Origin of the sequence: Xanthomonas hortorum pv. pelargonii, assembly GCF_024499015.1 — a bacterium.
Classification (GTDB): Bacteria; Pseudomonadota; Gammaproteobacteria; order Xanthomonadales; family Xanthomonadaceae; genus Xanthomonas; species Xanthomonas hortorum_B.
This window is the reverse complement of sequence record NZ_CP098604.1, coordinates 2,034,299-2,057,906: the sequence shown is the minus strand read 5'-3', so window position 1 is coordinate 2,057,906 and position 23,608 is coordinate 2,034,299. Positions and strand designations below refer to the sequence as shown.

Sequence of the window (23,608 nt, the reverse complement as noted above, 5' to 3'; positions counted from 1 at the left end):
TGTCAATGTTTCGCGATTTCAGAATGTCGTTCTTGGTTACAGCCGTCTGCCTGGGCGTTGCTGCCTGGTGGGGCCACACCACCTCGATGGGCCTGTGGCAGGCGCTGTGGCTATGCCTGGTGCTGAGCGTGCTGGAAGTGTCGTTGTCGTTCGACAACGCGGTGGTCAACGCCGGTGTGCTCAAGCACATGAACGCGTTCTGGCAAAAATTGTTCCTGACCGTGGGCATCCTGATCGCGGTGTTCGGCATGCGCCTGGTGTTCCCGATCGTGATCGTGTCGGTGGCCACCGGCATGGGCCTGGTGCCGGTGATGCAGATGGCGCTCAAGGAGCCGGAACGCTACAGCCAGGTGCTGACCGACCATTACCCGTCGATCGCCGCCTTCGGTGGCATGTTCCTGTTGCTGGTGTTCCTCAACTTCCTGTTCGACCAGGAGCGCAAGCTGCACTGGCTCGGGCCGGTGGAGCGGTTGGTCGGCAAGCTGGGCAAGGCCGATGCGATGTCGGTGATCGTGGCGGTGACGGTCCTGCTGTGCACCAAGCTGTTCCTGCCCGATGCGGTCTTCCAGAGCGTGCTGTTCGCCGGCCTGGGCGGCATCCTGCTTTACTTGCTGGTGGGCAGCGTGGATGCCTTGTTCGAGTCCGAAGAGAGCGAAGACGGCATGGGCCCGGCCAAGCGCTCTGGCATCGCCGCATTCCTGTACCTGGAAGTGCTGGATGCCTCGTTCTCGTTCGATGGGGTGATCGGTGCGTTCGCGATCACCCGCGATGTGGTCATCATCATGCTGGGCCTGGCGATCGGCGCGATGTTCGTGCGTTCGATGACGGTCTATCTGGTGCACAAGGGCACGCTGGACGAGTTCGTGTTCCTGGAGCACGGCGCGCATTACGCCATCGGCGTGCTGGCGATCATCATGCTGGTCGGCACCGTGTACCACGTGCCGGAAGTGCTCACCGGCCTGATCGGGGTGGCCTTCATCGCCGCCTCGGTGTGGTCGTCGATCCGCTACCGCAAGCGCCACCACGTCGGCCCGACCGAGATCTGAGTAACCTGAACGGCCAATTCTCTCGTTTAAAATAGGTCTGCTGGCTGCAGTACTAAGCAAGTTCTATTCCTTTACACAGTCACAAAAATCACCTGCTTCTTGGGTTGCATCGCACCGCTAACCACACTATCTTGTGGTCACGCTGAATTTGACTTCCTTTTTCCAACTTCGGCCTTAGCCACGCTAAGGCCGAAGTTGGAAAAAGAGTTCAATTAGCATTTGGTCTGGGTCGTGACGGTTCGCATGTTCCAATGTGAGCCACCCCCCCAGCCTGTCCAAGCCGCGTGCATGCACGACGCGCGGTGCCGGTAATGGCATCTCTGGAGTTGGTGGCATGTTCGCGAACGCTTGGCGTCCGGGCGTCACTGGTACCACCAAGAGTTCCCAGGCTCCGGTTTCCATCCAAGAGATGGGCTTGTGTAACCACGTATCGGAAGACGCATGACCACCAACGACACCCTTGCCGCGATCGCCGGCGGTACCTCAGTTACCACCCCCAGCGTTCCCGCCAGTGTCAGCGCACCCAGTTGCGGCGCGCTTGAATCGACCGACCCGTCGGATGTTGTGCCGCACCCCCGCCAAGCCATTGCAATGCACGCACAGACCATCGAAGAACAAACCGTCTCCACCTGGATCACCAAGGAAGCCGGCAACCGCAAGATTCCGTTCGAGCCGGAGCGCCTGGAGCGCGCCATCGACCAGATCCATGCCGAATTCCCGCAGCTGGACGTGGCCGACTACAAGCGCTCGGTGTTCGGCTTCGTCGATCGCAAGGACAGCGTCAACGCCGACGACCTGGTCGACCACCTGATCCGCGAGGCCGAGGCCCGCGTCGATCTGACCACCCCGGAGTGGGAGCACTTCGCTGCGCGTCTGTACCTGCGCCGCCTGTACAAGCGCGCCAGCCGCAACCGGTTCTACGACGCCAGCCAGAAGTACGGCTCGTTCGTCGGCCTGCAGGAGAGCCTGGCCGACCGCAATGTCTATTCCAACGACATCCTGCGCCGCTATTCCAAGGACGAACTGATCGAAGCCGGCAAGATGATCGCGCCCGAGCGCGATACCTTGTTCGCCTACAACGGCCTGTACCTGCTGGCCACGCGTTACCTGGCCACCGACAACTCGCGCGGCGTGTTCGAGCTGCCGCAGGAGCGTTGGCTGACGATTGCGCTGTATCTGATGCAGGACGAGATCGGCACCGGCAAGGGCAGCCGCGAGCGCCGCATGCAGCTGGTGGGCGAGGCCTACTGGGCGCTGTCCAACCTGTACATGACCGTGGCCACGCCCACGCTGGCCAATGCCGGCAAGGTCGGCGGCCAGCTCTCGAGTTGCTTCATCGACACCGTCGACGACAGCCTGCAGGGCATCTACGACTCCAATACCGATGTGGCGCGCGTGTCCAAGCACGGCGGTGGCGTCGGCGCGTACCTGGGCTATGTGCGTTCGTCGGGTTCGGCGATCCGCGGCGTGTCCAATTCCTCCGGCGGCGTGGTGCCGTGGATCAAGCAGCTCAACAACACCGCGGTGTCGGTGGATCAGCTGGGCCAGCGCAAGGGCGCTATCGCGGTCTATCTGGACATCTTCCATCGCGACATCGAAGCGTTCCTGGATCTGCGCCTGAACAACGGCGACCAGCGTCTGCGCGCGCACGACGTGTTCACCTCGGTGTGCATCCCCGACCTGTTCATGGAAGCGGTCGAGCGTCGCGGCGACTGGTATCTGTTCGATCCGCACGAAGTCAAGCGCATCAAGGGCTGGTATCTGCAGGACTTCTACGACGAGAAGAAGGGCGATGCCAACAGCAGCTTCCGTCGCAAGTATGAGGAAGTCGTCGCCGACGAGCGCATCACGCGCAAGACCGTCAAGGCGATCGAGATCTTCAAGCGCATCATGGTCAGCCAGCTGGAAACCGGCAACCCGTTCATGTTCTATCGCGATGAAGTCAATCGCAAGAATCCGAACAAGCACGAGGGCATGGTCTATTCGTCCAACCTGTGCACCGAGATCCTGCAGAACATGAGCCCGACGCGGATGATGCAGGAGATCATCAGCGGCAATCAGATCGTCACCACCAAGAAGGCGGGCGACTTCGTCGTGTGCAACCTGTCCTCGATCAACCTGGGCCGCGCGATCATCGCGCAGGACGACCAGGCTGATCTGCTGGGTGCCGACGTACTGGAGCGCTTGATCCCGATCCAGGTGCGCATGCTCGACAACGTGATCGATCTGAATCAGTTGCCGGTGCCGCAGACTACCATCACCAACCAGAAGTATCGCGCGATCGGTCTGGGCACCTTCGGCTGGCACCATCTGCTCGCGCAGAAGTCCATCCATTGGAACGCCAAGGAAGCCGAGGATTACAGCGACGAGCTGTACGAACGCATCAACTATCTGACCGTCCAGGCGAGCATGGAGCTGGCCAAGGAAAAGGGCACCTACAGCGTGTTCCGCGGCAGCGACTGGCACACCGGCGAGTACTTCCGTGCGCGCGACTACAACAGCCCGCAGTGGCTGGAGTTGTCCGCGCAGGTGGCCGTCAATGGCGTGCGCAATGCCTGGATGCTGGCGGTTGCGCCGAACATGAGCACCGCACAGATCGCCGGCTCCACCGCCTCGATCGACCCGATCTACAGCGCGTTCTACTACGAAGAGAAGAAGGACTTCCGTCGTCCGGTCGCCGCGCCCGGCCTGTCGCTGGAAACCTGGCCGTACTACGAAAAGGGCGCCTACAAGGTCGACCAGTTCGCCAGCGTGCGCCAGAACGCGCGTCGTCAGCGGCATATCGACCAGTCGATCAGCTTCAACTTCTACGTGCCCAGCACCATCCGTGCGAGCACGTTGCTGGATCTGCACATGACCGCCTGGCGCGAAGGCCTGAAGACCACGTACTACGTGCGTTCCAACGACATCGACATCAGCGAATGCGAGTGGTGTTCGAGCTAAAGCGCATTCGCGCTTCAGCTCCCCATGGTTCGCCTTGCGAACCATGGGCCCCAGCTCATCAGCATCCACACCCCGCGCCTTTGGCGCGCCCTGACTCAGGGGGCTTTCCTCCAGAACGATTGCTACCGTCGTCCCTGCTGCACGCGCGCGCGACGCCTGAAAGACGAGTAAAGACCCATGTCCGCAACACCGCTTGAGCGCATCAAGATCCTGGAGCCGCGTCACCCCAATCGCTCCACCGCCATCATCAATGGCCAGACCTCCGGCATCCTCAACTGGAACGACATCCCGTACCCGTCCTTCTATCGGGCGTACAAGGAGCTGTCGACCAACTTCTGGATCCCCGACGAGGTGGACATGAAGGGCGACGCGCGCCAGTACAACGAGCTGTCGGCGCGCGAGAAGAATGCCTACGATTCGATCATCGGCTTGCTGGCCACGCTGGATTCGCCGCAGACCCGCTTCATCTACAACGTCGCCGAATACATCACCGACCCGGCCGCGCATGCCAATGCCGCGATCATCGGTCAGCAGGAAGTGATCCATAACGAGAGCTACAGCTACGTGCTGGCCTCGATCACCGGCCTGGCCGACCAGAACCGCGTGTTCGAGCTTGCCCGCACGCACCCGACCATCATCAAGCGCAACGCGCCGATCATGGGCGCCTACGACGACTTCCTGCGCGACAAGACCGCCGAAACGCTGATCCGCGCGCTGATCCAGTCCTCGATCCTGGAAGGCATCAACTTCTATTCCGGCTTTGCGTATTTCTACAATCTGGTCCGCCAGAACCGCATGACCGGCACCGGCAAGATCATCAGCTTCATCAACCGCGATGAGCTGGCGCATTCCAAGTTCATCAGTGAGCTGATTCGCGCCATCATCGGCGAGAACCAGGCGCTGCAGGGCGACCAGCTCACCGACTACGTGCACAAGGCCTTCGAGCACGCGATCGACCTGGAAACCGTGTGGACTGCCGAAGTGCTGGACGGCATCGACGGCATCGACGTGGACGAGATGATCCGCTACGTGAAGTACCGCGCCAACAAGATGGCCGGCATGCTCGGCATCGAGAAGCTGTACGAAGGCGCCAACGACAACGTGATGCCGTGGATCAAGGCCTACGCCGACAACTTCACCGAGACCAAGACCGACTTCTTCGAGATGCGGAATGCCTCGTACAAGAAGACCAACTCGGATAACGGCTTCGACGATCTGTAAGAATTTCTGCCGCTCATATCTCCAACTACCTGCGAACCCATATGAGATTTGAGGTGTACTGCGATGAGGCGAATCCAGACGTCCTAACGTCTGCTAATCCGCGTGCGCGTTACCTCATGATCGGAAGCCTTTGGCTTCCACAGGAAGTTCGGAATGAGCTTAAGTCGCGAATTGGCGACCTTCGAAAACGACATGAAGCCTGGGGCGAGATCAAGTGGAGCAAGGTTGCGCCTAATCGCCGCGACTTCTACGTAGAACTGGTTGACCTCTTCTTCGCATACGGCGAGAACCTTCGTTTTCGATGTATTGCGGTTGATCGGACCCAAATTGATCTTTCGCTACATGACGATGATGCGGAGCTGGGGTTTTACAAGTTTTACTACCAGCTTCTTCATCACTGGATTCTTGATTTTAATGATTATCGAATCTTCTGTGACGCGAAGAGCAATCGCGATTCGAAGCGCCTACCTGTCCTTGCCCAGTGTCTGTCGCGAGCAAACTTGAGCTCGAATATTGAGAGTGTTCAGTCCTTACCGTCTAACGAAGTAGTACTGATCCAGATGTGTGATTTGTTGCTGGGAGCAGCTAGTAGCAAGATCAACTCTACCCTGACGCCTAACACTGCGAAGTTCACCGTCGTTAGCCGTATTGAAAGCGCATTGGGTCGCGAACTTGGTCCAACCAGCAAGGGCGAGGAGAAATTCAACCTCTTCAAGATTCGACTTAACGGAGGGTGGTAATGTCGTTGCCTCCGTTAGTCAAGTACGAAACTTCTGCCGAGTACCGACAACACTACGAACGCGTCTACTGCCGTGGCAATATCCAGACACCAGACGAGATCCGAGTCTACTTCGATGCAAGAAAATTTGGCCATGCGTTCTACGAGAGTGCAGGGCGAGATGGACAGAAGGATACTTTTTCAGAAGTAAGGGCGCAGCGAATCGACTGGATTCAGGCGACCCTTACGCATCCGGACGCCATTCTATTTCAAGGCTGGGATAAAACTGCCGGACAGGTTGACCCCACCCGCCGAGTGGCGGTGGTCTATGAAGATTTTGTGGTCGTGATTGCACTGTCGCTCAAGCGAGATTCGGTACTAAAGGCCAACTTCATCACGTGCTACCAAGCAGATAGCAGCATAGGAAAGATTCGAAGTTCGCCGACTTGGTCTCGCGAAGAATGCGTCCGCTCGCTTACCAAAACCAAATAGCAGGCAAAAAAGCCGCTGATTCGCTACGCGGGTTCAGCGGCCGAGACCTCGATAGGTTCAAAGCCGATGGGCAGTGAACTCGAGGCGGAGCTTAGCTCAGCTATCGTTAGAGTCAAGTGCGCTTGGCACAGCGGCGAAGCCCCAAGAAGCCCCAGAAGCCAATGGAAGTTGCAACCCATTGTTTTTAATATAAAATTTTCCTGAACCCATTAATCATTGAGCAAATGCGCATCCTCCTCGCCTACACATCGCTCAGCGGCAACACCCGCGATGTCGCGCGCGCGATCCGCGCGCGTTGCGAGGAGCTGGGCCATGCGGTGACCTGGATCGATGCCGACATCCAGACGTTGGCGCAGGCGTGCCCGGACGGCGCGGAGCACGATCTTTACATCCTCGGTAGTTGGAGCATCAACGCCGGGCGTACGCCGCCGGAGATGAAGTGCTTCATTGAGGAGCTCGTCGCCGCAGTCGGCAAGCCGGAGCGCCTCGCGGTGTTCGGCACCGGCGAGACGCAGTGGGGCGAAGAGAATTACTGCGGTGCGGCCCGGCGCATGGCCGCGTTTTTCGGTACGCGCTACCCGCGGCTGGAGATCGAACAAATGCCCCACGGCGAACGCGACGCCACCAAGATCCAACACTGGACCGACACCATTCTTGCCCTTACCGACACACCGTTCGAGAACACCCCCCATGCAGACGCTCCACGCCACCACCCCTGACGACTACGTCGCCGCCCTTGCCGCGCATCCGCGCTTGCTGGTCGACTACTACAAGGACAATTGCCCGGGCTGCAAGATGCTCGACATGTCGCTGGCCAAGTTCGCCGCGAGCGAGGACGCCGCCGGCGTCGCACTTCTCAAAGTGAAGCTGGAAACAGTTGGCGAGGACTTCTTTCGCGGCCTGGGCTTGCGGCAGACGCCGACCCTGGCGTTGTTCAAGGACGGCGCCGAGGTGGCACGCCTGCCCGGCTTCCAGTCGCCGGCGCAGGTGGAAACCGCGGTCAAGAGCAGCCTCTGAGTCGTCGATGTAACCCATCTTCGATGCGCGTCATCGAAGATCTCGGTACACGCCGCCGTATCGACAAGCGAACGATGACGTGAACTAGCTCTCTCGCAGGAGCGGCCCCGGCCGCGACCGCCTTCCCGATAAAAACATATCGCGCGCAAGGCAGTTCGCGGGCATGAGCCACGCAGACTGCCAGCCATCGACCGATGCAGTTGAGCCGTCAGCATTGCCCAAACGCGCGCCGGCGTCGGCACGACGCACAGCACTACAGCAGCGGCGCTGCGTCCCGGCGGACGCCGCTGCGCCTTGAAGGCATCTCCGACGCGCGCCCGGCTGCTGCAATCGCTTCCAGCACGCAGTGGCCGCACATCCCCCTCTTTGGAAACCCGCATGCCAAACAGCTCGCAGACGCCTCCCCCGACCGAAGTGCGCATGGTCGAGATCGTATTCCCCAACCACACCAACCACATGGGCACGCTGTTCGGCGGCCAGGCACTGGCGTGGATGGACAAGGCCGCATTTCTGGCGGCCTCGCGCTATGCGCGGCGCTCGGTAGTCACTGCGCGCTCGGATCAGGTGGATTTCAAACTGCCGATCCGCCAGGGCCAGATGGTGGAAACCATTGCGCGCGTGGTGTCGGTGGGGCGCAGTTCGATCAAGGTGGAAGTGGAGCTGATCGCCGAGGATCTGCTCAGTGGCGCGCGCGAGCTGTGCACGCGCGGCCACTTCGTGATGATCGCGCTCGGCGCCGATGGCAAGCCGACCACGGTGACGCCGTTGCCCGCGCCGCAGGCCTGGACCGCTTGCGGTAGGCGGCAGTGGTGCGCGCGGTAGACTCGGTCTCTTTACTCACAGGAAGTCATGCGATGCGAAGGATCCGCGCACCGCGCTGGATGGCGGTGCTGATGATGACCTCGCTGCTCGGCGCGTGCCGCGCGCCGCTGCCGGCCCAGAGTGACCAGGCTGTTGCGCCGATGGATCCGGATCGCGTGCTGATCGGTCGCATCCAGGGCAGCGCTGACACCAGTCCGCTGCTTGGGCGAAAGGTGGCCATCGAAGGCATCGTGACCCGCAGCCTGGCGGGCGATAGCGACGAGATGGGCCAAGAGCTTGCCGAAACCCTGGGCGATGGCAATCGCGGCAAGGTAGTGGGCTGGTTTGTGCAGGACGAGGGCGATGGCGTGGATGCGACCTCCGACGCCGTGTTCGTGCTCGACCAGGGCTATGACACCGGAATCGGTGTACCCGGTGAGAGCGAGTACACGCTGCGCATGGGCACGCGCGTACGCACGGGCGACCGGATCAAGGTGCGTGGTGTGGTCGCCGAGGTCGCGCAGGACATCGCCGCCGACCAGCCACGCAGCAGTGGGCATCAGGTCGGTCGCGGCGACCCGGCGGGCAGCATCACCACGATCGAGGCCGGATGGATCACCCTGCTGTCGCGCCGTGAGCACCGGCCGGCGATTGCGTTGGTCGACACGGATCCGGAGCGCAGCGCGGAAGAATCCGCCGAGGCGATGCGTCTAGGTGCTCCAGGGTCAGCGACTGCCGGTGCACGCCCCTGAGTAAGAGCGGCTATCAAAACTACTGCGCGACAATCAGGCGGGCGAGGCCGGTGATCGGAATCGGCATGTACCACGCGTACACTCCGGTTCCTCCGCGCTGTCCGCATCCATCTGACGACCACTCGCTACGTTTTGTTAGCCACTGAAAAATACTGACAGCTCTGTCGACCGGTATAGCGCAACGCCATGCGGTCGCGCGCGGAGTGCTTACTCCTCGACTTCGCGGTCCTCGCGCTTGGTTTCTTCCATCGCTTCGGGTTCGAGTTCTTCGGCGCTGCGATTGAGTTTGACGAACACGCCCCAGGCGATCAGCAGCAGCGCAGCACACAAGCCAACGGCAGCTGCGTACGGTAGCTTGGCCGGGTCGTCGTGCATCAGCTCGAAGATGGACACCAGCGTTTCGATCGCCAGCGCAATCACGATCACCACGAAAAAGCGCGACAGATAACGCCGCACCCGCGTGGGTCCGCTGACTTTGACATCGCGCAGGATTTCTTCTTCGAAGATGGTCTGGCCCAGCTCCAGTGTCACCAGCGCCACGGTGAGCAGGCCGATCGCCTCCAGCACCACGTTGAAGCGATCGCGCACCACCATGTCGCCGCCGGGGGTAAACCCGTGCCACAACTCCAGCCCGGCCATCGCCACCAGACCTGCCGCGCACAGCACGAAAAACGCCAGGATCACGAAGTGACCGGCACGGAACAGGTGGCTGAGCAGTTTCATGGCGAGCACGACGGGCGAGGGGAAGCAGAGCATCGTGTGCATCGCGTCGTTGCAGCGCGAAGGCAGCGGCAATGCCGATGGGCATCGCGTCGCGGACGGCATCGTGTCACTTGCGGTAATGCGCAGTGCCACCTCAACGCATCACCTCATCGCCTAAATCCCTTCCCCCACCGGGGGAAGGTGCCCGTAGGGCGGATGGGGGTCCGGTTCACACGTACACCTACCCGCACACCCAATCGCATCAGCTATGCCGCAACACCTGATACGCCTGCAAATGCACATTCGCCGCCATCAGCAGCGGCGCGTTGCGCCCGGTCTCGCGCACCCGCTTCAGCATGTCGCCAACGATCTGCGCCGCTTCCACGTCCTGGCCGGCTTCCAGATCGCGCAGCATCGAGGCCTTCAGCGGCGAATCCACCTGCAACAAGGTCTGCAGCGCCTTGGCGCGCGCAGCTTCCGGAATCGGCTGCCCGGCCGCATCGGCAGCCCACAGGCATTCGTTGTACAAGCCGTTGATCAACGCGCGGCCGTCGTCGGTGGCCACGATCGCACCGACCGGCGCACGCATCAGGCAGGTGGCCGCCGCCAGCGCGGTGAGGAAGCTGTACTTGATCCACTGCTCCTGCGCGATCTGCTCGCTAGCCACATGATCGATGCCGGCCTGCGCGCAGGCAGCAGCAAACGCCTGCACCCGCGCCGATGCGGCACTGCCATCGCGCTCACCGAAGGTCATCGCCGCCGGCTTGCCCAGATGCAGGATCTCGCCGTGCTCGCCCTTGGTGGCGCTGATGAAGCACAGCCCGCCCAACACCCGCGCGGCACCGAAGCGCTCGTCCAGCGCCGCGTAGTGGCGCAGACCGTTGAGGATCGGCAGCACCGTGGTGTGCTCACCGACGGCCGGCGCAATCGCCTCGATCGCGCTGTCCAGGTCGTAGGCCTTGCAGCTGAGGATCACCAGATCGAACGGCCGCTGCGCCACCAGCGCCGGCAGATCCTGCACGGTGACATGCGCCACCGGCAGATCGGCATCACCGAGCGGGCTGCGGATGCGCAAGCCATCGGCCTGCAACTGCGCCGCACGCGCATCGCGCACCAGGAAGGTGACATCGACCCCTGCCTGCGCCAGACGTCCGCCAAAATAACCGCCGGTGCCACCGGCGCCCAGGATCAAAATACGCATGAAAAATTCCTTTCAACTTAATTCGAACGCGCAGACGTCAGCTATTATTTCAGCCGGATCGGGGATTCTCGGTCGGCATCAGGCTCTGGCGGAATCGCCGGGGCCTTTTGTTTGGGTCAGTAGATCTGACTAGCTCTGCCAAGGATATCTAGCGGGAAATCTTGACCTAGCTTTTGCAGGCTAGCTTGATTCATGTGGCTTATGACTTTTTCCATATTTTCCACGAATCGACGTGCTTCCATCGGCCTCGCCTGCTTAGCCCAAGGCGGATCTGTACTGGGATTGCGCGGCCGAGTTCCTTTCCATGTGTTGTCCTCGTCTTCGCGCGCATAAGGCTTCGCATGAGCGACCTTGTTGCGGAAATTGAAGAATTGACTCACCGTCGTAAGCGAGATGCTTTCCAGCGTAAGATCTAAGAGCGTGTTATGAACCTTGAAAGAGCGTAGCTGCATTTCCAAGCATCAGAATCGTGAAGACAACAAAGTGCAAGCCGGCCAAGGTTTCCGGCAATCGCTCATAGTCGCGTGCCAGCCGCCTGAAACGATTGACCCATCCGAAGCTGCGCTCGACGACCCATCGGCGTGGAAGCAAAACGAAGCCTTTCTTCGCTTCTTGCAGCTTGATGACGTGCAACTCGATGCCTTCTTCCTTGGCCGCCTGCGCCGGTTCTTCGCCGGTATAGCCTTGATCCACAAACGCGATCTTGACCGTTTCACCGGTCACGTGTTGTACCTCTTGAGCCAACGATCGGACTTGCGCGCGCTCTTGCTCATTGGCTGGCGTGACCTGGACGGCGAGTAGGTGTCCCAGCGTATCGACCGCCATGTGCACCTTGCTCCCTTTCTTGCGTTTGTAGCCATCGTATCCGGCGCGCGGTCCGCTTTCACAGGTGGACTGCAGCGTCCGGCCATCGAAAATGACCGCGCTCGGCTGGCCTTTCTTCCCGTGCGCCACACGCAGGAGTGAGCGCAAATCGCTGACCATGGCCTCAAAGCAGCCAGCCTGTAGCCAACGTTGCGTTTGCTGATACACCGCCTCCCAAGGCGGGAAATCGTTGGGAAGCAATCGCCACGGTGCGCCGGCGCGTGCGATCCAGCGCAGTGCATTGAACATCGCGCGTAGCGCGTACCTGCGCTGCGGTGCCTGCGCATCCATCAGTGTCAGATACGGCGCAGCAAAGGCCCATTCTTCGTCGGAAATATCGGTCGGATATGGCTTACGAGGCTTCATCCATATACGTTAGCGTGACAAGGCTAAAGTTCATAACACGCTCTAAGGCATTAGTCAATTCCAGGAATTTTTGATCAGGTGCTTTGCGCTCAAAATCCTTGATGTCCTCGAGCTGCAGAATCATTCGACGTTCGTGTAGTGCATGCGCGAGTTGGTTGAAGTAGGCCTCCAAAGCAAAGCAGCACATCATCATGGCCCCTAGAGCGAACTGATTAGTTTGCTCCTCGGTGGCATCTTCGCTTTTCTCGAGGAAAGAGCGTGCTGCATGCGCAAGAAGCGCATGCGAATAGCCCTCCACGCTCTGTGTCACATGCTTGCGATCCATATCAGCTCCGCAAGCCCACGCCACGGCGCAACAACCACAGCGCCAGCGCGCTGAGCACCGCGACAAAGCCCAGCATCAGCGCGTAAGCGACCCAGATCGGCACGTCCGAGCTGCCGAGCAGGCCGTAGCGGAACGCGTTGACCATGTAGAAGATCGGGTTGGCGTGGGTGGCTGCTTCGGCCCACGGTGGCAGCAACTTCACCGAATAGAACACGCCGCCCAGATAGGTCAGCGGGGTCAGGATGAAGGTGGGCACGATCGCCACGTCGTCGAACTTCTTGGCGTACACCGCGTTGACGAAGCCGGCCAGCGAAAAGATGATCGCGCCCAGCACCACCGTGCTCAGCGTCACCAGCGGATGCGGGATGCGTACGGGGGTGAAGAACATCGCGATGATCAGCACCAGCGCGCCGACCATCACCCCGCGCAGCACCGCGCCGGAGACGTAGCCCCACAGGATCACCCAGTTGGGCATCGGGCTGACCAGCAGCTCTTCCACATGGCGGCCGAACTTGGCGCCGAAGAAGCTGGAGGAGATGTTGCCGTAGCTGTTCTGGATCACGCTCATCATCACCAGGCCCGGCACGATGAACTGCATGTACGTGTAGCCGCCCATGTCGCCCACGCGCGAGCCGATCAGCCCACCGAAGATCAAGAAGTACAGCGTCATGGTGATGGCCGGCGGCACTAGGGTCTGGCCCCAGATGCGCAGGATGCGCTGCACTTCGCGGCGCACGATGGTGCCCAGCGCAATCCAGTTGCGGCGTGCGTTGGTGGGTTCGGTCACGGTACGGATCTCGTTCATGGCTGGCCTCCGCTGCGCGGCTGCGCTGGCGGTGTGCCGTTGGGTGCGGCAGGCGGGGTGATGGTGGCGACGGCATCGGCGGGCGCCGGGGCGTCACCGGTCAGACGCACGAACAGCTCTTCCAGCCGATTGCTCTTGGTGCGCATCGAGCGCACCCGGATGCCGGCACTGCCGAGCGTGGCGAACACGCGGTTGAGGTCCATCGCGCGCGGCATGTCCAGGTCCAGCGTCTGGCTGTCGATGGCGGTGAGCGTGGTGCCTTCGATCACCGGCAGCTGCGCCGGCAGATCGCCATCGATATCGAACAAAAAGCCTTCCACATCGAGCTTGGCCAGCAGCTCGCGCATCGGGCCCTGGGTGACGATCTGGCCGTGATTGATGATGGCCAGGTTGCGGCACAGGTGCTCGGCTTCTTCCAGATAATGCGTGGTCAGGATAATGGTGGTGCCGGCCGCGTTGATCTCTTTGAGCACGCGCCACATGTCGCGGCGGATCTCGATGTCCACGCCGGCGGTGGGCTCGTCCAGGATCAGCAGGCGCGGCTGGGTCATCATGGCGCGGGCGATCATCAGCCGGCGCTTCATGCCGCCGGACAGCGTGCGGCTCATCACCTGGGCCTTTTCCCACAGGTGCGAGCGGCGCAGCTCGGCTTCGGCCAGACGCTCGGCCTCGGCACGCGGCATGCCGTAGAAACCGGCGTAGTTGACCAGGATGTCGAAGGGTTTTTCGAACAGGTTGAAGTTGACCTCCTGCGGCACCAGACCGATCAGCCGCATCGCATCGCTGCGGTGCTGGACCAGGTCGGTGCCGAACACTTCCACCTGGCCGGCGGACAGATTCACCAGCGAGCTGATGATGCCGATCAAGGTGGATTTGCCGGCGCCGTTGGGGCCGAGCAGGGCGAAGAAATCGCCTGGCGCCACGTCCAGCGAGACGCCTTTGAGCGCCTGGGTGCCGTTGTCGTAGGTCTTGCGCAGATCGCACACACGCAGCGCGGGTGCGGTGATCGGAGATGGGGAATTCAAGATGTTCCTTCGCGTCAGCGTGACGGCGCAGCGAGTTGCAGGCCGTTATTATAGAAGCCCGCGGGGGCAAGCCCCGATCACAGACTGTCCTAAATACGTTCGTGCCCGTTCAATTCCCCCTCAAGCTTGTCGACCGGCGCATGATTGCGCCCACCGTGGCCCACTGCCAGTTCCTGCGTGACGACGGGCAGCCGCTGGATTTCCAGCCCGGGCAGTTCATCCAGATCCATTTCAATGGCGCCGATGGCACGCCGACCAAGCGCAGCTATTCGCTGGCGACCATCCACGACCACGCGTTCGGACCGGGCGAGGCGGTGGATATCGCGGTGAGCTTCGTGCCCGGCGGCTCGGCCACGGCGCTGTTCGAGGGCCTGCAGATCGGCGACCAGTTGCAGGCCAGCGGGCCTTACGGCCGCTTCTGCCTGCCGCCAAACGATCACAACCGGCGCTATGTGCTGATCGCCACCGGTACCGGCGTCACCCCATACCGCTCGATGCTGCCGTTGCTGGCCGAGGCGATCGCCAGCCGCGGCGTGCAGGTGGTGCTGCTGCAGGGCGCGCGCACGCCGGCCGAGCTGCTGTACGGCGATGACTTCCGTGCGTTTGCCGATGCGCACCCGCAGTTCCGCTACGTGCCGTGTTTCTCGCGCGAGCTGCCCGACCAGCCGCACGCCGATGTACGGCACGGTTACGTGCAGCAGCAGCTGGCCGAATTCGTGCCCGATGCGCAGGGCGATATCGCCTACCTGTGCGGCAATCCGGACATGGTGGACAGCTGCGTCGAAGCCTTGAAAGAAGCCGGCCTGCCGAACGCGCAGATCCGTCGCGAGAAATACGTCAGCCCGGCGCCGGCAAAAGTCTGAGGTCATCGGGCAGGGGCCGAGCTGTCTTGCTCGGCGCCGCTGATCACGCCTGGTCGGCCTGCACCCGGCGTGTTCAAGGCCCGTCAACAGTATCGCGATGCCCGCCGAAGTGCCTCTGCGATAGCGCCAGCACGCGCCGGACATGGTGCCCGAGCGTCTCGGCCGGGCCGAAGCCGCAGCGTGTTGCAACTTCCACACTGAAAACTGCAGGCCGCCGAGTGCAACGCGCTGCCGAATCGCTAGCCCGCCGCGAGCGTCGCTGGCGGGCGCTGCAACTCGACGGTGATATGCACCAGTTCTTCATGAATCTGCAGCGCCTCGCGAACCAGCTTCGCATCGATATCTGCCGCGGTGATCAGACTGACCACGCAGGCATAACGATCGCTGCCGACGCGCCAGACATGCAGGTCGCCGATGTCGATCGCATGCGGCAGCTCGGCGATGACCTGCTTCACTTCTTCCACCACCGGGGCATCCATCTCCGCATCCAGCAGCACGCGGCCGGTACTGCGCAGCAGTCCCCACGCCCACACGGTGACCAGCACCGCGCCGACGATGCCCATGATCGGGTCTAGCCAAGTCACGCCCCAATGCATGCCGGCGACCAGCGCGACAATCGCCAAGACCGAAGTCGCCGCGTCGGCGACCACGTGCAGATACGCCGCCCTCAGATTCAGATCGGCGTGACCGTCGTGGTGACCATGACCATGACCATGACCATGACCGTCATGCGCGTGCTCATGGCCGTGCCCGTGGTGATGACCATGGCCATGCGCATGGCTATGCGAATCGCGTAACCACCACGCGCAGATCAGGTTGACCAGCAGGCCGATGACCGCAATGACCGTGGCTTCCTGATACTGGATGGGCTTGGGCGAGAACAATCGCTCCACCGATTGAAATGCCATCAGGCCGGCAACGCCCAGCAACAGGATCGCGCTGGTATAGCCCCCTAGCACCTCGACCTTCCAGGTGCCGAAGGTGAAACGCACATCGTTGGCATTGCGCCGCGCGAAGCGGTAGGCGAACAACGCAAGCCCCAGGGCGAGCGCGTGCGAGCTCATATGCCAGCCATCGGCGAGCAGGGCCATGGAGTTGAGCGTCCAGCCGCCGACGATTTCCACCACCATCATGACCACGGTCAGGATGACGGCCTTGCGGGTGCTGTGTTCGGCCAGCGGGTTGGCGCTGGCAAAGGTGTGCGACTGCGCGCAGTGCGGCGCGGCGTGCGTGATCGACATCGGAAGAGGCTCTGGCTACGATACCCCCCTATGGTATCTCAGATACCCCTAGGGGGTATACGGCAATGGCACATCTGAATCAGGACAAATCCAAACTGCTCGCGCGCGTGCGCAGGATCCGTGGACAAGTGGAGGGGCTGGAAAAAGCCCTGGCGCAGGACGTGGACTGCACTGCGTTGTTGACGCAGGTCGCGGCGTTCCGCGGCGCGGCGCAGGGGTTGATGGTCGAGTTGCTCAGCGAGCACCTCAAGCATCACGTGGCAGCACCGGATGCATTGGGCGACCGCGAGCTGGCGGTGGAAGACATCACCGCCATCCTCAAGACCTATCTGAAGTAAGAACGCTCACCAACACTGCTGGGCTCATCGCCAGGCGGTGAGCGCAGCAGTGGTTGCCGGTCCTCAGCGCGGAGACGGTTCCAACGTCATCAGCACCACATCGTTGCTGCGCATCGGCACGCGGATCTCCACCACGCCATCGGCGCCGACGCGCACGCGCCGGTCCTGTTCGGGCGTATCGCGCGTGGCCTGCTGCAGCTGGGTCAGCTGACGCGGCGCCAGGTCCTTGGGCATGCCCATGTCGATGTACAGCGACAACGGGTCGTTGTGCCGGTAGCCGGTCTTGCGCACCTGCAGCTGATACGTGCCGGCCGGCACCTGCGTCATCCGGAACACCACTGGCGCGCTGTCGGTGCTCGGTACTTGCCTGGTGTAAAACGGCGTATTGCTCACCGCCTGCACCGGCTGCTGCCAATCCCACGCCAACGCGGCGATGCGTTGGCCATCCACCGCCGCAAATGCGTGTGCGTCGCGCAGCGGAATGTCGCGGCCTTTGAGTGCGTTCAAGTACTTATAGGCAAACCAGGCCGGCTTGCGGATGCCTTCGCGATTCATCAGCCCGAAGCCACCGTGGAACGGCGTGGGTGGCGGGCCGGGTTCTTCGAACAGATCGGTGTAGGTCCAGTAGCTCATGCCCTGCACCAGGCCTTGCACCTGTTTGAGCTTGGTCAGGATGTAGGGCGCGCTGATGTAACTGTCGTGGACGAAATCGCGTGGCGTGTAGCTGCTGCTCCACTCGGTGAAATACAGCGGCAGATCCGGGAACGGCGATGCCTGGATCTGCTCGCGCACCCGTCGCACATCGCCAACGATGGCATCCGGCGATGCAGACAGCTTGGTGTCCTGCTTGCCGTCTTCATCGAGAAACCCGCCGTCCACGCCGTAGGTGTGCGTGCTGACAAAATCGATCGGCAGTTTGTTTTTAGCCACATAGGCCAGCAGTTCCGGTACCCATGCGGCACCGGCGGTGGAGGGGCCGCCCACGCGCAGTTGCGGGTCGATCGCCTTGATCGTGCGTGCGGTGTTCGCGTACAGAGCGAAGTAGGCCTGCTGGTCGGCGTTCTCCCAGAAATCCTTGAGGTTGGGCTCGTTCCACACCTCGAAATACCACTGCCGCACTTCGTCGGCACCATAGCGCGCGCGGATATGACGCACGTACGCATCGATCAGCTGCGTCCACTTGGCCGGATCCGGATGCGAGGTGTTGCCCTTCCAGTAGAAGACCGTCTGCTCGGAGGTCTTCATCGCGCCGGGCGTAAAGCCCAACTCGACGAACGGACGGATGCGTTTGGCCAGCAGCGCATCGTAGAGCTGATCCAGCTTGGTCCAGTCGTAGACGAGTTTTCCGTCGACGTCTTTCACCGTGCCGAGCACGTCATGGAAGACATCGTGGAAGCGGATGTAGCGAAAGCCCAACTCCTGCACGGCAGGAACCAGGTGTGCCTGGGTGTCGCTGCGGATCAAGGTGCCGGGAAAATCCGAGCCGATCGACAGAGCGTAGAAACGGTCGACCGGCCCGCTGGCGGTAGCCACATCCACCTGGATCGTGCGCGGCGCAGGTGCGATCTCTTGCGCCACTGCCGAGGTCGCCATGCAGCCACTCAATGCGATTGCCAACAAGATCTTCAGACGCATCATCGCTCCCACCAGTATTCGATCAGGGAGCGTAACCCAGCTCCGGTGCAGCGCCGCGGAGGGGATGTGGATGCATCTCCTCTCGCCATCGTCGAGTCGGCGATCACGGTAGCCCGCGCGTCACCGGATGTGTAAAGGGTGCTTGACAGCTAGCCGCGTCAAGCGCATCGTGCCTGTCAAGTTGACTTGACAGGCTAAAGGGATGCATCAGCAGCATTGGCAATCGGATTGCACACAGGCGTGGCCGGCGCAGTGGTTGATGCGCGGCAGTGCCGAGATGGAGAGCGTTGGCCTGTTATCGAGCGCAACAGCGCAGAAGAGGCGCAGCTCATGACCAGCTACAACCGCAACGCGCTGGTCGCGCTCTGCCTGGGGTTGGGCTTGCTCGCAGTGGGTGCGCTTGGCCATTGGCGGCTGTTGCCACTGAGCGCTTACCTTGCCGGGTTGTGTGCAGGTGCGGGCGTGTCGTGCCTGTTGCTGGCACTGCTGCTTTGGCTGTCGCGTGGCAGCATGCGCGACAGCACGCGCCCCGCATTGGCGCGGCGTTATCAGCGCGAATTCGGCGTGCCGATGATGTTGTACGTGGTGGTGATGCTGGTCTGGAAATACCTGCTGGCCCATGTGGACCCGAACTGGGCGCGCGTGCTGATCGCGTTGTTGCCCGCAGTGTTGGTGGCGTTGGTGATCCGCGCGGTGGCGCGCTACGTGCGCGACTCGGACGAGATGCAGCGACGGATCGAACTGGAGTCGATCGCCATTGCCGCCGGCCTGGTCAGCGGCGCGTACATGACCGGTGGGTTTCTGCAGGCCGCCGAGCTGATCGACATCCCCGCAACGGTGGCGATGCTGTGGGTGTTTCCGCTGTTGTGCGGAACCTACGGCATCACCAAAAGCATCAACGCACGTCGCTTTCAATGAACAGCCGGGTACGCGAATTGCGCGAGGCCAGCGGTTGGTCGCAAGGCGAATTGGGCGAGCGGCTGGGCGTGTCGCGGCAGACCATCAATGCGCTGGAGACCGGCAAGTACGATCCCAGCTTGCCGTTGGCGTTTCGCATCGCGCGCTTGTTCGGGGAATCGATCGAGCACGTGTTTCTGTTTGAAGACGGGCAGTAGTCGCAGCGGTCACACCCGACCGGCTGCGGCGTCAGGGAATAGGGGATACCAGGAGAGATGGTGAACATGGTGAAGCAACCCACAGTGGTAGCGGCATTGCTGATTGCGATGCTGGCTGCCGGATGTCAGCCTGCAAATAAACCTGCTGAAAACACACCTGCGAAAGATGCGCCTGCTGCAACCAGGGCTGGCGCAACTGCACCCGGCAGCGCGCAGACACCTGCAGCAAACACGCAGACCGGCACGGCCGCAGCCAATCGCTACGGCGCGCTGCAATTCGTCCCGTGCACGCTGAGTTCCGGCAGCGCGGCCGGCAACATCGAAGCGCAGTGCGCAAGCCTGCGCGTGCCGGAAAACCCGGCCGCACCGACAGGGCGCAGGATCGACTTGAAGATTGCCTGGCTGGAAAGCGATGCCGGCGCTGGCAACAAGCCGGATCCAGTATTCTTCATCGCCGGTGGGCCGGGGCAATCGGCGACCGAGGCTGCCGCCATCGCAGCGGCTGCGTTACGCGAGGTACGCAAAAATCGCGACATCTTTCTGGTCGATCAACGCGGCACCGGGGGATCTCACCCCATGCGGTGCGAGACAGCCGATGGCAAGCCGTTGCAGGCCGGCATGGCGTCCAGTCCGGAAGAATTGAAGGCCTATGCGCAGCAATGTGCCGAAGGCTTGCAACGCCATACCGACCCGCGTTACTACACCACTGCCGAAGCCATCGGCGATCTGGATGCCGTCAGAGCCGCCCTGGGTGCGCCACGCATCGACCTGATCGGTGTGTCTTATGGAACGCGCGTGGCGCAGCACTATGCCAAACGCTATCCCGCACAAACGCGCGCCATCGTGCTCGATGGCGTGGCGCCCAGCGATCTGGTGATCAGCGGTGAGTTCGCACGCACGTTTGAAGACGCTCTGATTCTGCAGTCCGAACAATGCCGTGCCATCGCGGCCTGTCGTGCGCGCTTTCCCACCGATGTACGCACGCAGCTGCGTACCGTCATGGACCGCTTGAAGACCGAATCGCCGGAGGTGGAGTATCGCGATCTGCGCACCAACGCCATCAAGCGCGACCGGGTGACCGCCGATGCGGTGATCGGTCTGGCCTTTACCTTCTCCTATGCACCGCAAAGCGCTGCCCTGCTGCCGCTGGTGCTGGATGAAGCCGCTGCAGGTCGCTACGCGCCGTTGATGGCGTTGTCGCACATGGACATGCAGATCAACCAGCCCATGCAATGGTCGGTGGTGTGCGCCGAAGATGCCGACCGTTATCGTCCGGCGCCCGCGCACCAGGCATTGCTGCTGGGCGAGGATGTGCCGCGCAGCGTCTTTGCCGCATGCCCAGTGTGGCCCAGCGGCAAGCGCGCGGCCGATTTCACCGCTCCACTGCGTTCTCAGGTACCGGCCTTGCTGTTGTCCGGTCAGCTGGATCCGGTCACGCCGCCACGCTATGCCGACACCGTGCTCAAGGGACTCCCCAATGGGCGGCATCTGGTTGCACCCGGGCAGGGACACAGCGTCATGGCGCTGGGCTGCATCCCCAAGCTGATGGCGCAGTTCATCGAAACCACCAATGCCGGTGCGCTGGATACGCGCTGCGTTGCCGATCTCAACAACGTGCCCGCGTTCACCTCGTTCAACGGATGGGAACCATGAGCCGCACCGACCACGCCACGGAGGCGCTCGCATGATCGTTGTCGACAACCTGCACAAATCATTCAAGACCAAGACCGGGCTGGTGAAAGCCGTCGATGGGGTCAGTTTCAGCGCCGCCGATGGCCAGATCACCGGCCTGCTCGGCCCAAACGGCGCCGGCAAGACCACCACCTTGCGCATGCTCTACACACTGATGTCGCCCGACCAGGGCAGCGTGAGCGTGGATGGCGTGGACGCCGCCCGCGACCCGGTCACGGTGCGTCGCGCACTTGGCGTGTTGCCGGATGCGCGTGGCGTATACAAGCGGCTGACCGCGCGCGAAAACATCGCCTACTTCGGTGAGTTGCACGGCATGTCGCGCACGCTGATTGCCGAGCGCACGCGCCTGCTGTCGGCCGCGTTGGACATGGACGACATTCTCGATCGTCAGACCGAAGGCTTCAGCCAGGGCCAGCGCACCAAGACTGCGATTGCGCGCGCGCTGGTGCACGACCCGCGCAACGTGATTCTCGACGAGCCCACCAACGGGCTGGACGTGATGACCACGCGCGCGATGCGCGGCTTTCTGCAGCAATTGCGTGCAGAGGGGCGCTGCGTGATTTTTTCCAGCCACATCATGCAGGAGGTGGCGGCGCTGTGCGATCGCATCGTCATCGTCGCCAAGGGCACGGTGGTGGCCTGCGGCAGCGCCGACGAACTGCGCGCTGCCACCGGTGAAGACAATCTGGAAGACGCCTTCGTCAAGGCGATCGGCTCGGACGAGGGACTGCACGCATGAGCACCACATCGTTGTTGTCCACCCTGTGGACGGTACTGCGCAAGGAGTTGCGCGATATCGGCCGCGATCGCCGCACGCTGGCGTTGGCCTTGTTGCTGTCGCCATTGCTGTACCCGATCCTGATCCTGGGCATGGGCGCACTGAGCGAAAGCCGCGTGCGCACGCAGATCGACAAGCCGCTGGAGATTCCCACGCTCGGTCGCGAGAACGCGCCCAATCTGGTGCGTTTTCTGGCCGCGCAAGGACTCAACGCGGTCGCTGCGCCGGCCGATCTGACCGCTGCAATCCGCACCCAGGAGGTGGATGTGGCGCTGCGCATCAGCGACAGCTACGCCGAGGATTGGCGTGCCGGCCGCCCGGCCTTGGTGGAGGTCATCAAGGACAGCACGCGGCGCGAGGCCGACGTGCCGGCCATGCGGCTGCAGGCCGCGCTCAGCGCCTATAGCCAGCAGGTCGGTGCATTGCGCTTGCTGGCGCGCGGCATCGATGCGCAGGTGGGTAGGCCGCTGGAAATCGCAGCCCAGGACCTGGCCACCGCCGACGCCAAGCGTGGCCAGATGATGGCGATGCTGCTGCCGGTGCTACTGGTGATCACCTCGTTTCTGGGCGGTGCCTCGCTGATTCTGGATGCCACCGCCGGCGAGCGCGAACGCCAGTCGCTGGAGCCGTTGCTGGCCACGCCAGCGCCACGTAGCGCGATTGTGAGCGGCAAGATCGCCGCCGCCTGCGTGATCGGCATGGTGTCGTTGTTGCTCACGTTGCTGGCGTTCAAGTTGAGTGCGCAGTTGTCCACCTCGAACCTGGGGCGCCAGCTCAATGTCGGTTTTTTGCCGATGTTGCAGATGCTCTTCATCCTGGTACCGATGCTGTTCGTCGGCACCTCGCTGCTGACCTATCTGGCCGCTGCTGCCAAGAGCATGAAGGAAGCGCAGGCGCACATGACCTGGCTGCTGCTGCTGCCGATGCTGCCGGGCTATGCGCTGATGGCGTATCCGCTGAAGACGCAGTTGTGGCACTTCGCGGTGCCGTTTCTGGCGCAGAACCAGATGCTGTTGAAGGTGATACGCCATGAGCAGATCAATGCGCAGACCTGGGCGGTGTATCTGCTGGCTGGCTTCGGCGTAGCGGCGGTGTTGTGGTACGCGGCGGTGCGGCGGTATCACCAGGAGCGGTTGGCGATTTCCGGCTGATGTCCCTTCTCCCACCGGGAGAAGGTGGCGCGCAGCGCCGGATGAGGGTACGGGTTGCTGGTGCGAATGCGCAGCTACGATTGTTGATATTTGCGTGCAATGTGGCTGTTGTTTATCAAGTTCGTGATGTCCACTTCGCCGCCGTACCCTCACCCCAACCCCTCTCCCGATGGGAGAGGGGCTTTAATCCTTCTCCCCTCTGGAGAAGGTGCCCGCAGGGCGGATGAGGGTACGGATCACCAGCCAAACAAAAAGCCCGCATCGCTGCGGGCTTTTTGTTTGGTGCCCGACATTCGCCGGGAGTGCAGTGCATCGATCATCGGCAGCCATGAGCCATGAGCCATGAGCCATGAGCCATGAGCCAACAACCAATCAACCAATCAACCAATCAACCAATCAACCAATCAACCAATCAACCAATCAACCAATCAACCAATCAACCAAGCAATCAACCAATCAACCCAATCAACGACCAAGCAATCAAGCAACCAACGGACTCACTCAGCCGCATGCAGAA

26 protein-coding genes and 1 other RNA gene are annotated in these 23,608 nt (G+C 62.0%); 18 read left to right on the top strand and 9 right to left on the bottom strand.

Annotation, left to right across the window (positions count from 1 at the left end; all coding sequences use genetic code 11):
- Positions 1 to 5 precede the first annotated feature (5 nt).
- The 10 genes from NDY25_RS09215 to NDY25_RS09170 all read left to right on the top strand — a co-directional run bounded on the left by NDY25_RS09215 (position 6) and on the right by NDY25_RS09170 (position 9,131).
- Positions 6 to 1,046: a DUF475 domain-containing protein gene (locus NDY25_RS09215; RefSeq protein ID WP_168957460.1), complete on the top strand. Its 1,041-nt coding sequence runs from the start codon at positions 6 to 8 to the stop codon at positions 1,044 to 1,046.
- Positions 1,047 to 1,487: 441 nt separating this feature from the next.
- Positions 1,488 to 3,989 (top strand): ribonucleoside-diphosphate reductase subunit alpha, encoded by a 2,502-nt coding sequence (locus NDY25_RS09210; RefSeq protein ID WP_256627893.1) that lies wholly within the window; start codon positions 1,488 to 1,490, stop codon positions 3,987 to 3,989.
- 177 nt (positions 3,990 to 4,166) lie between these two features.
- Positions 4,167 to 5,210: a ribonucleotide-diphosphate reductase subunit beta gene (locus NDY25_RS09205; protein WP_006448529.1), complete on the top strand. Its 1,044-nt coding sequence runs from the start codon at positions 4,167 to 4,169 to the stop codon at positions 5,208 to 5,210.
- 41 nt (positions 5,211 to 5,251) lie between these two features.
- Positions 5,252 to 5,950: a DUF3800 domain-containing protein gene (locus tag NDY25_RS09200; protein ID WP_168957458.1), complete on the top strand. Its 699-nt coding sequence runs from the start codon at positions 5,252 to 5,254 to the stop codon at positions 5,948 to 5,950.
- Positions 5,950 to 6,420: a hypothetical protein gene (locus tag NDY25_RS09195; protein ID WP_168957457.1), complete on the top strand. Its 471-nt coding sequence runs from the start codon at positions 5,950 to 5,952 to the stop codon at positions 6,418 to 6,420. The genes NDY25_RS09200 and NDY25_RS09195 overlap by 1 nt, the downstream gene beginning before the upstream one ends.
- A gap of 224 nt (positions 6,421 to 6,644) precedes the next feature.
- Positions 6,645 to 7,139: a flavodoxin gene (locus tag NDY25_RS09190; RefSeq protein WP_168957456.1), complete on the top strand. Its 495-nt coding sequence runs from the start codon at positions 6,645 to 6,647 to the stop codon at positions 7,137 to 7,139.
- Positions 7,111 to 7,437, top strand: a complete 327-nt coding sequence (locus tag NDY25_RS09185) for a thioredoxin family protein (protein WP_168957455.1) — start codon at positions 7,111 to 7,113, stop codon at positions 7,435 to 7,437. The genes NDY25_RS09190 and NDY25_RS09185 overlap by 29 nt, the downstream gene beginning before the upstream one ends.
- 378 nt (positions 7,438 to 7,815) lie before the next feature.
- Positions 7,816 to 8,259, top strand: coding sequence for an acyl-CoA thioesterase (locus NDY25_RS09180; protein ID WP_256627892.1), 444 nt, complete (start codon positions 7,816 to 7,818; stop codon positions 8,257 to 8,259).
- Positions 8,260 to 8,291: 32 nt separating this feature from the next.
- Complete coding sequence (locus NDY25_RS09175; RefSeq protein ID WP_256627891.1) at positions 8,292 to 8,990, top strand: single stranded DNA-binding domain-containing protein; 699 nt, start codon at positions 8,292 to 8,294, stop codon at positions 8,988 to 8,990.
- 65 nt (positions 8,991 to 9,055) lie between these two features.
- Positions 9,056 to 9,131: non-coding RNA, sX9 sRNA (locus NDY25_RS09170), on the top strand.
- Between the two features lie 66 nt (positions 9,132 to 9,197).
- On the opposite strand, the gene NDY25_RS09165 is transcribed toward NDY25_RS09170, so the two are convergent.
- Positions 9,198 to 9,713, bottom strand: coding sequence for a hypothetical protein (locus NDY25_RS09165; protein WP_043889539.1), 516 nt, complete (start codon positions 9,711 to 9,713; stop codon positions 9,198 to 9,200).
- Between NDY25_RS09165 and NDY25_RS09160 the strand changes: the two genes are divergently transcribed.
- Complete coding sequence (locus tag NDY25_RS09160; RefSeq protein WP_168957450.1) at positions 9,712 to 9,870, top strand: hypothetical protein; 159 nt, start codon at positions 9,712 to 9,714, stop codon at positions 9,868 to 9,870. The two genes, NDY25_RS09165 and NDY25_RS09160, sit on opposite strands and share 2 nt — an antisense overlap.
- 84 nt (positions 9,871 to 9,954) lie before the next feature.
- On the opposite strand, the gene panE is transcribed toward NDY25_RS09160, so the two are convergent.
- The 6 genes from panE to NDY25_RS09130 all read right to left on the bottom strand — a co-directional run bounded on the left by panE (position 9,955) and on the right by NDY25_RS09130 (position 14,278).
- Positions 9,955 to 10,893: a 2-dehydropantoate 2-reductase gene (gene panE, locus NDY25_RS09155; protein WP_168957452.1), complete on the bottom strand. Its 939-nt coding sequence runs from the start codon at positions 10,891 to 10,893 to the stop codon at positions 9,955 to 9,957.
- Between the two features lie 116 nt (positions 10,894 to 11,009).
- The gene (locus NDY25_RS09150) at positions 11,010 to 11,351 is read right to left on the bottom strand and encodes a hypothetical protein (RefSeq protein WP_233366338.1); all 342 of its coding nucleotides are present in this window, start codon (positions 11,349 to 11,351) and stop codon (positions 11,010 to 11,012) included.
- Entirely contained in the window at positions 11,317 to 12,123 is an 807-nt protein-coding gene (locus NDY25_RS09145; RefSeq protein ID WP_256627890.1) for an IS5 family transposase, read from the bottom strand. Before NDY25_RS09145 ends, NDY25_RS09150 begins: the two co-directional genes overlap by 35 nt.
- Positions 12,110 to 12,448, bottom strand: a complete 339-nt coding sequence (locus NDY25_RS09140; protein WP_233366653.1) for a hypothetical protein — start codon at positions 12,446 to 12,448, stop codon at positions 12,110 to 12,112. The genes NDY25_RS09145 and NDY25_RS09140 overlap by 14 nt, the downstream gene beginning before the upstream one ends.
- Before the next feature lies 1 nt (position 12,449).
- The gene (locus NDY25_RS09135) at positions 12,450 to 13,253 is read right to left on the bottom strand and encodes an ABC transporter permease (RefSeq protein WP_168959992.1); all 804 of its coding nucleotides are present in this window, start codon (positions 13,251 to 13,253) and stop codon (positions 12,450 to 12,452) included.
- A complete protein-coding gene (locus NDY25_RS09130) occupies positions 13,250 to 14,278 on the bottom strand; it encodes an ABC transporter ATP-binding protein (protein ID WP_218974160.1) in 1,029 nt (342 codons plus the stop codon). Before NDY25_RS09130 ends, NDY25_RS09135 begins: the two co-directional genes overlap by 4 nt.
- Positions 14,279 to 14,313: 35 nt before the next feature.
- On the opposite strand from NDY25_RS09130, the gene NDY25_RS09125 reads away from it, so the two are divergent.
- Positions 14,314 to 15,141, top strand: a complete 828-nt coding sequence (locus NDY25_RS09125; protein WP_168959991.1) for a ferredoxin--NADP reductase — start codon at positions 14,314 to 14,316, stop codon at positions 15,139 to 15,141.
- 239 nt (positions 15,142 to 15,380) lie between these two features.
- On the opposite strand, the gene dmeF is transcribed toward NDY25_RS09125, so the two are convergent.
- Positions 15,381 to 16,382 carry a CDF family Co(II)/Ni(II) efflux transporter DmeF gene (dmeF, locus tag NDY25_RS09120; RefSeq protein ID WP_168959990.1) on the bottom strand — a complete coding sequence of 334 codons (1,002 nt, stop codon included), beginning with the start codon at positions 16,380 to 16,382 and terminating at the stop codon, positions 15,381 to 15,383.
- 65 nt (positions 16,383 to 16,447) lie between these two features.
- On the opposite strand from dmeF, the gene NDY25_RS09115 reads away from it, so the two are divergent.
- Complete coding sequence (locus tag NDY25_RS09115; protein ID WP_104551897.1) at positions 16,448 to 16,720, top strand: metal/formaldehyde-sensitive transcriptional repressor; 273 nt, start codon at positions 16,448 to 16,450, stop codon at positions 16,718 to 16,720.
- Between the two features lie 63 nt (positions 16,721 to 16,783).
- Here NDY25_RS09115 and NDY25_RS09110 read toward each other — a convergent pair whose 3' ends face one another.
- Entirely contained in the window at positions 16,784 to 18,355 is a 1,572-nt protein-coding gene (locus tag NDY25_RS09110; RefSeq protein WP_168959989.1) for a GH39 family glycosyl hydrolase, read from the bottom strand.
- Between the two features lie 330 nt (positions 18,356 to 18,685).
- On the opposite strand from NDY25_RS09110, the gene NDY25_RS09105 reads away from it, so the two are divergent.
- From NDY25_RS09105 to NDY25_RS09085, 5 genes are read left to right on the top strand one after another with little or no spacing between them, the layout of a single operon-like run.
- The gene (locus NDY25_RS09105; RefSeq protein ID WP_168959988.1) at positions 18,686 to 19,273 is read left to right on the top strand and encodes a hypothetical protein; all 588 of its coding nucleotides are present in this window, start codon (positions 18,686 to 18,688) and stop codon (positions 19,271 to 19,273) included.
- Positions 19,270 to 19,470 carry a helix-turn-helix transcriptional regulator gene (locus NDY25_RS09100; RefSeq protein WP_006449488.1) on the top strand — a complete coding sequence of 67 codons (201 nt, stop codon included), beginning with the start codon at positions 19,270 to 19,272 and terminating at the stop codon, positions 19,468 to 19,470. Before NDY25_RS09105 ends, NDY25_RS09100 begins: the two co-directional genes overlap by 4 nt.
- A 60-nt stretch (positions 19,471 to 19,530) precedes the next feature.
- Positions 19,531 to 21,123 carry an alpha/beta hydrolase gene (locus tag NDY25_RS09095; RefSeq protein ID WP_168959987.1) on the top strand — a complete coding sequence of 531 codons (1,593 nt, stop codon included), beginning with the start codon at positions 19,531 to 19,533 and terminating at the stop codon, positions 21,121 to 21,123.
- A 31-nt stretch (positions 21,124 to 21,154) separates the two neighbouring features.
- Positions 21,155 to 21,901, top strand: a complete 747-nt coding sequence (locus NDY25_RS09090; RefSeq protein ID WP_168959986.1) for an ABC transporter ATP-binding protein — start codon at positions 21,155 to 21,157, stop codon at positions 21,899 to 21,901.
- On the top strand, positions 21,898 to 23,091 hold the full coding sequence (locus NDY25_RS09085; RefSeq protein ID WP_104551891.1) for an ABC transporter permease: 1,194 nt from the start codon (positions 21,898 to 21,900) through the stop codon (positions 23,089 to 23,091). Before NDY25_RS09090 ends, NDY25_RS09085 begins: the two co-directional genes overlap by 4 nt.
- The last annotated feature ends 517 nt before the right edge of the window (positions 23,092 to 23,608 follow it).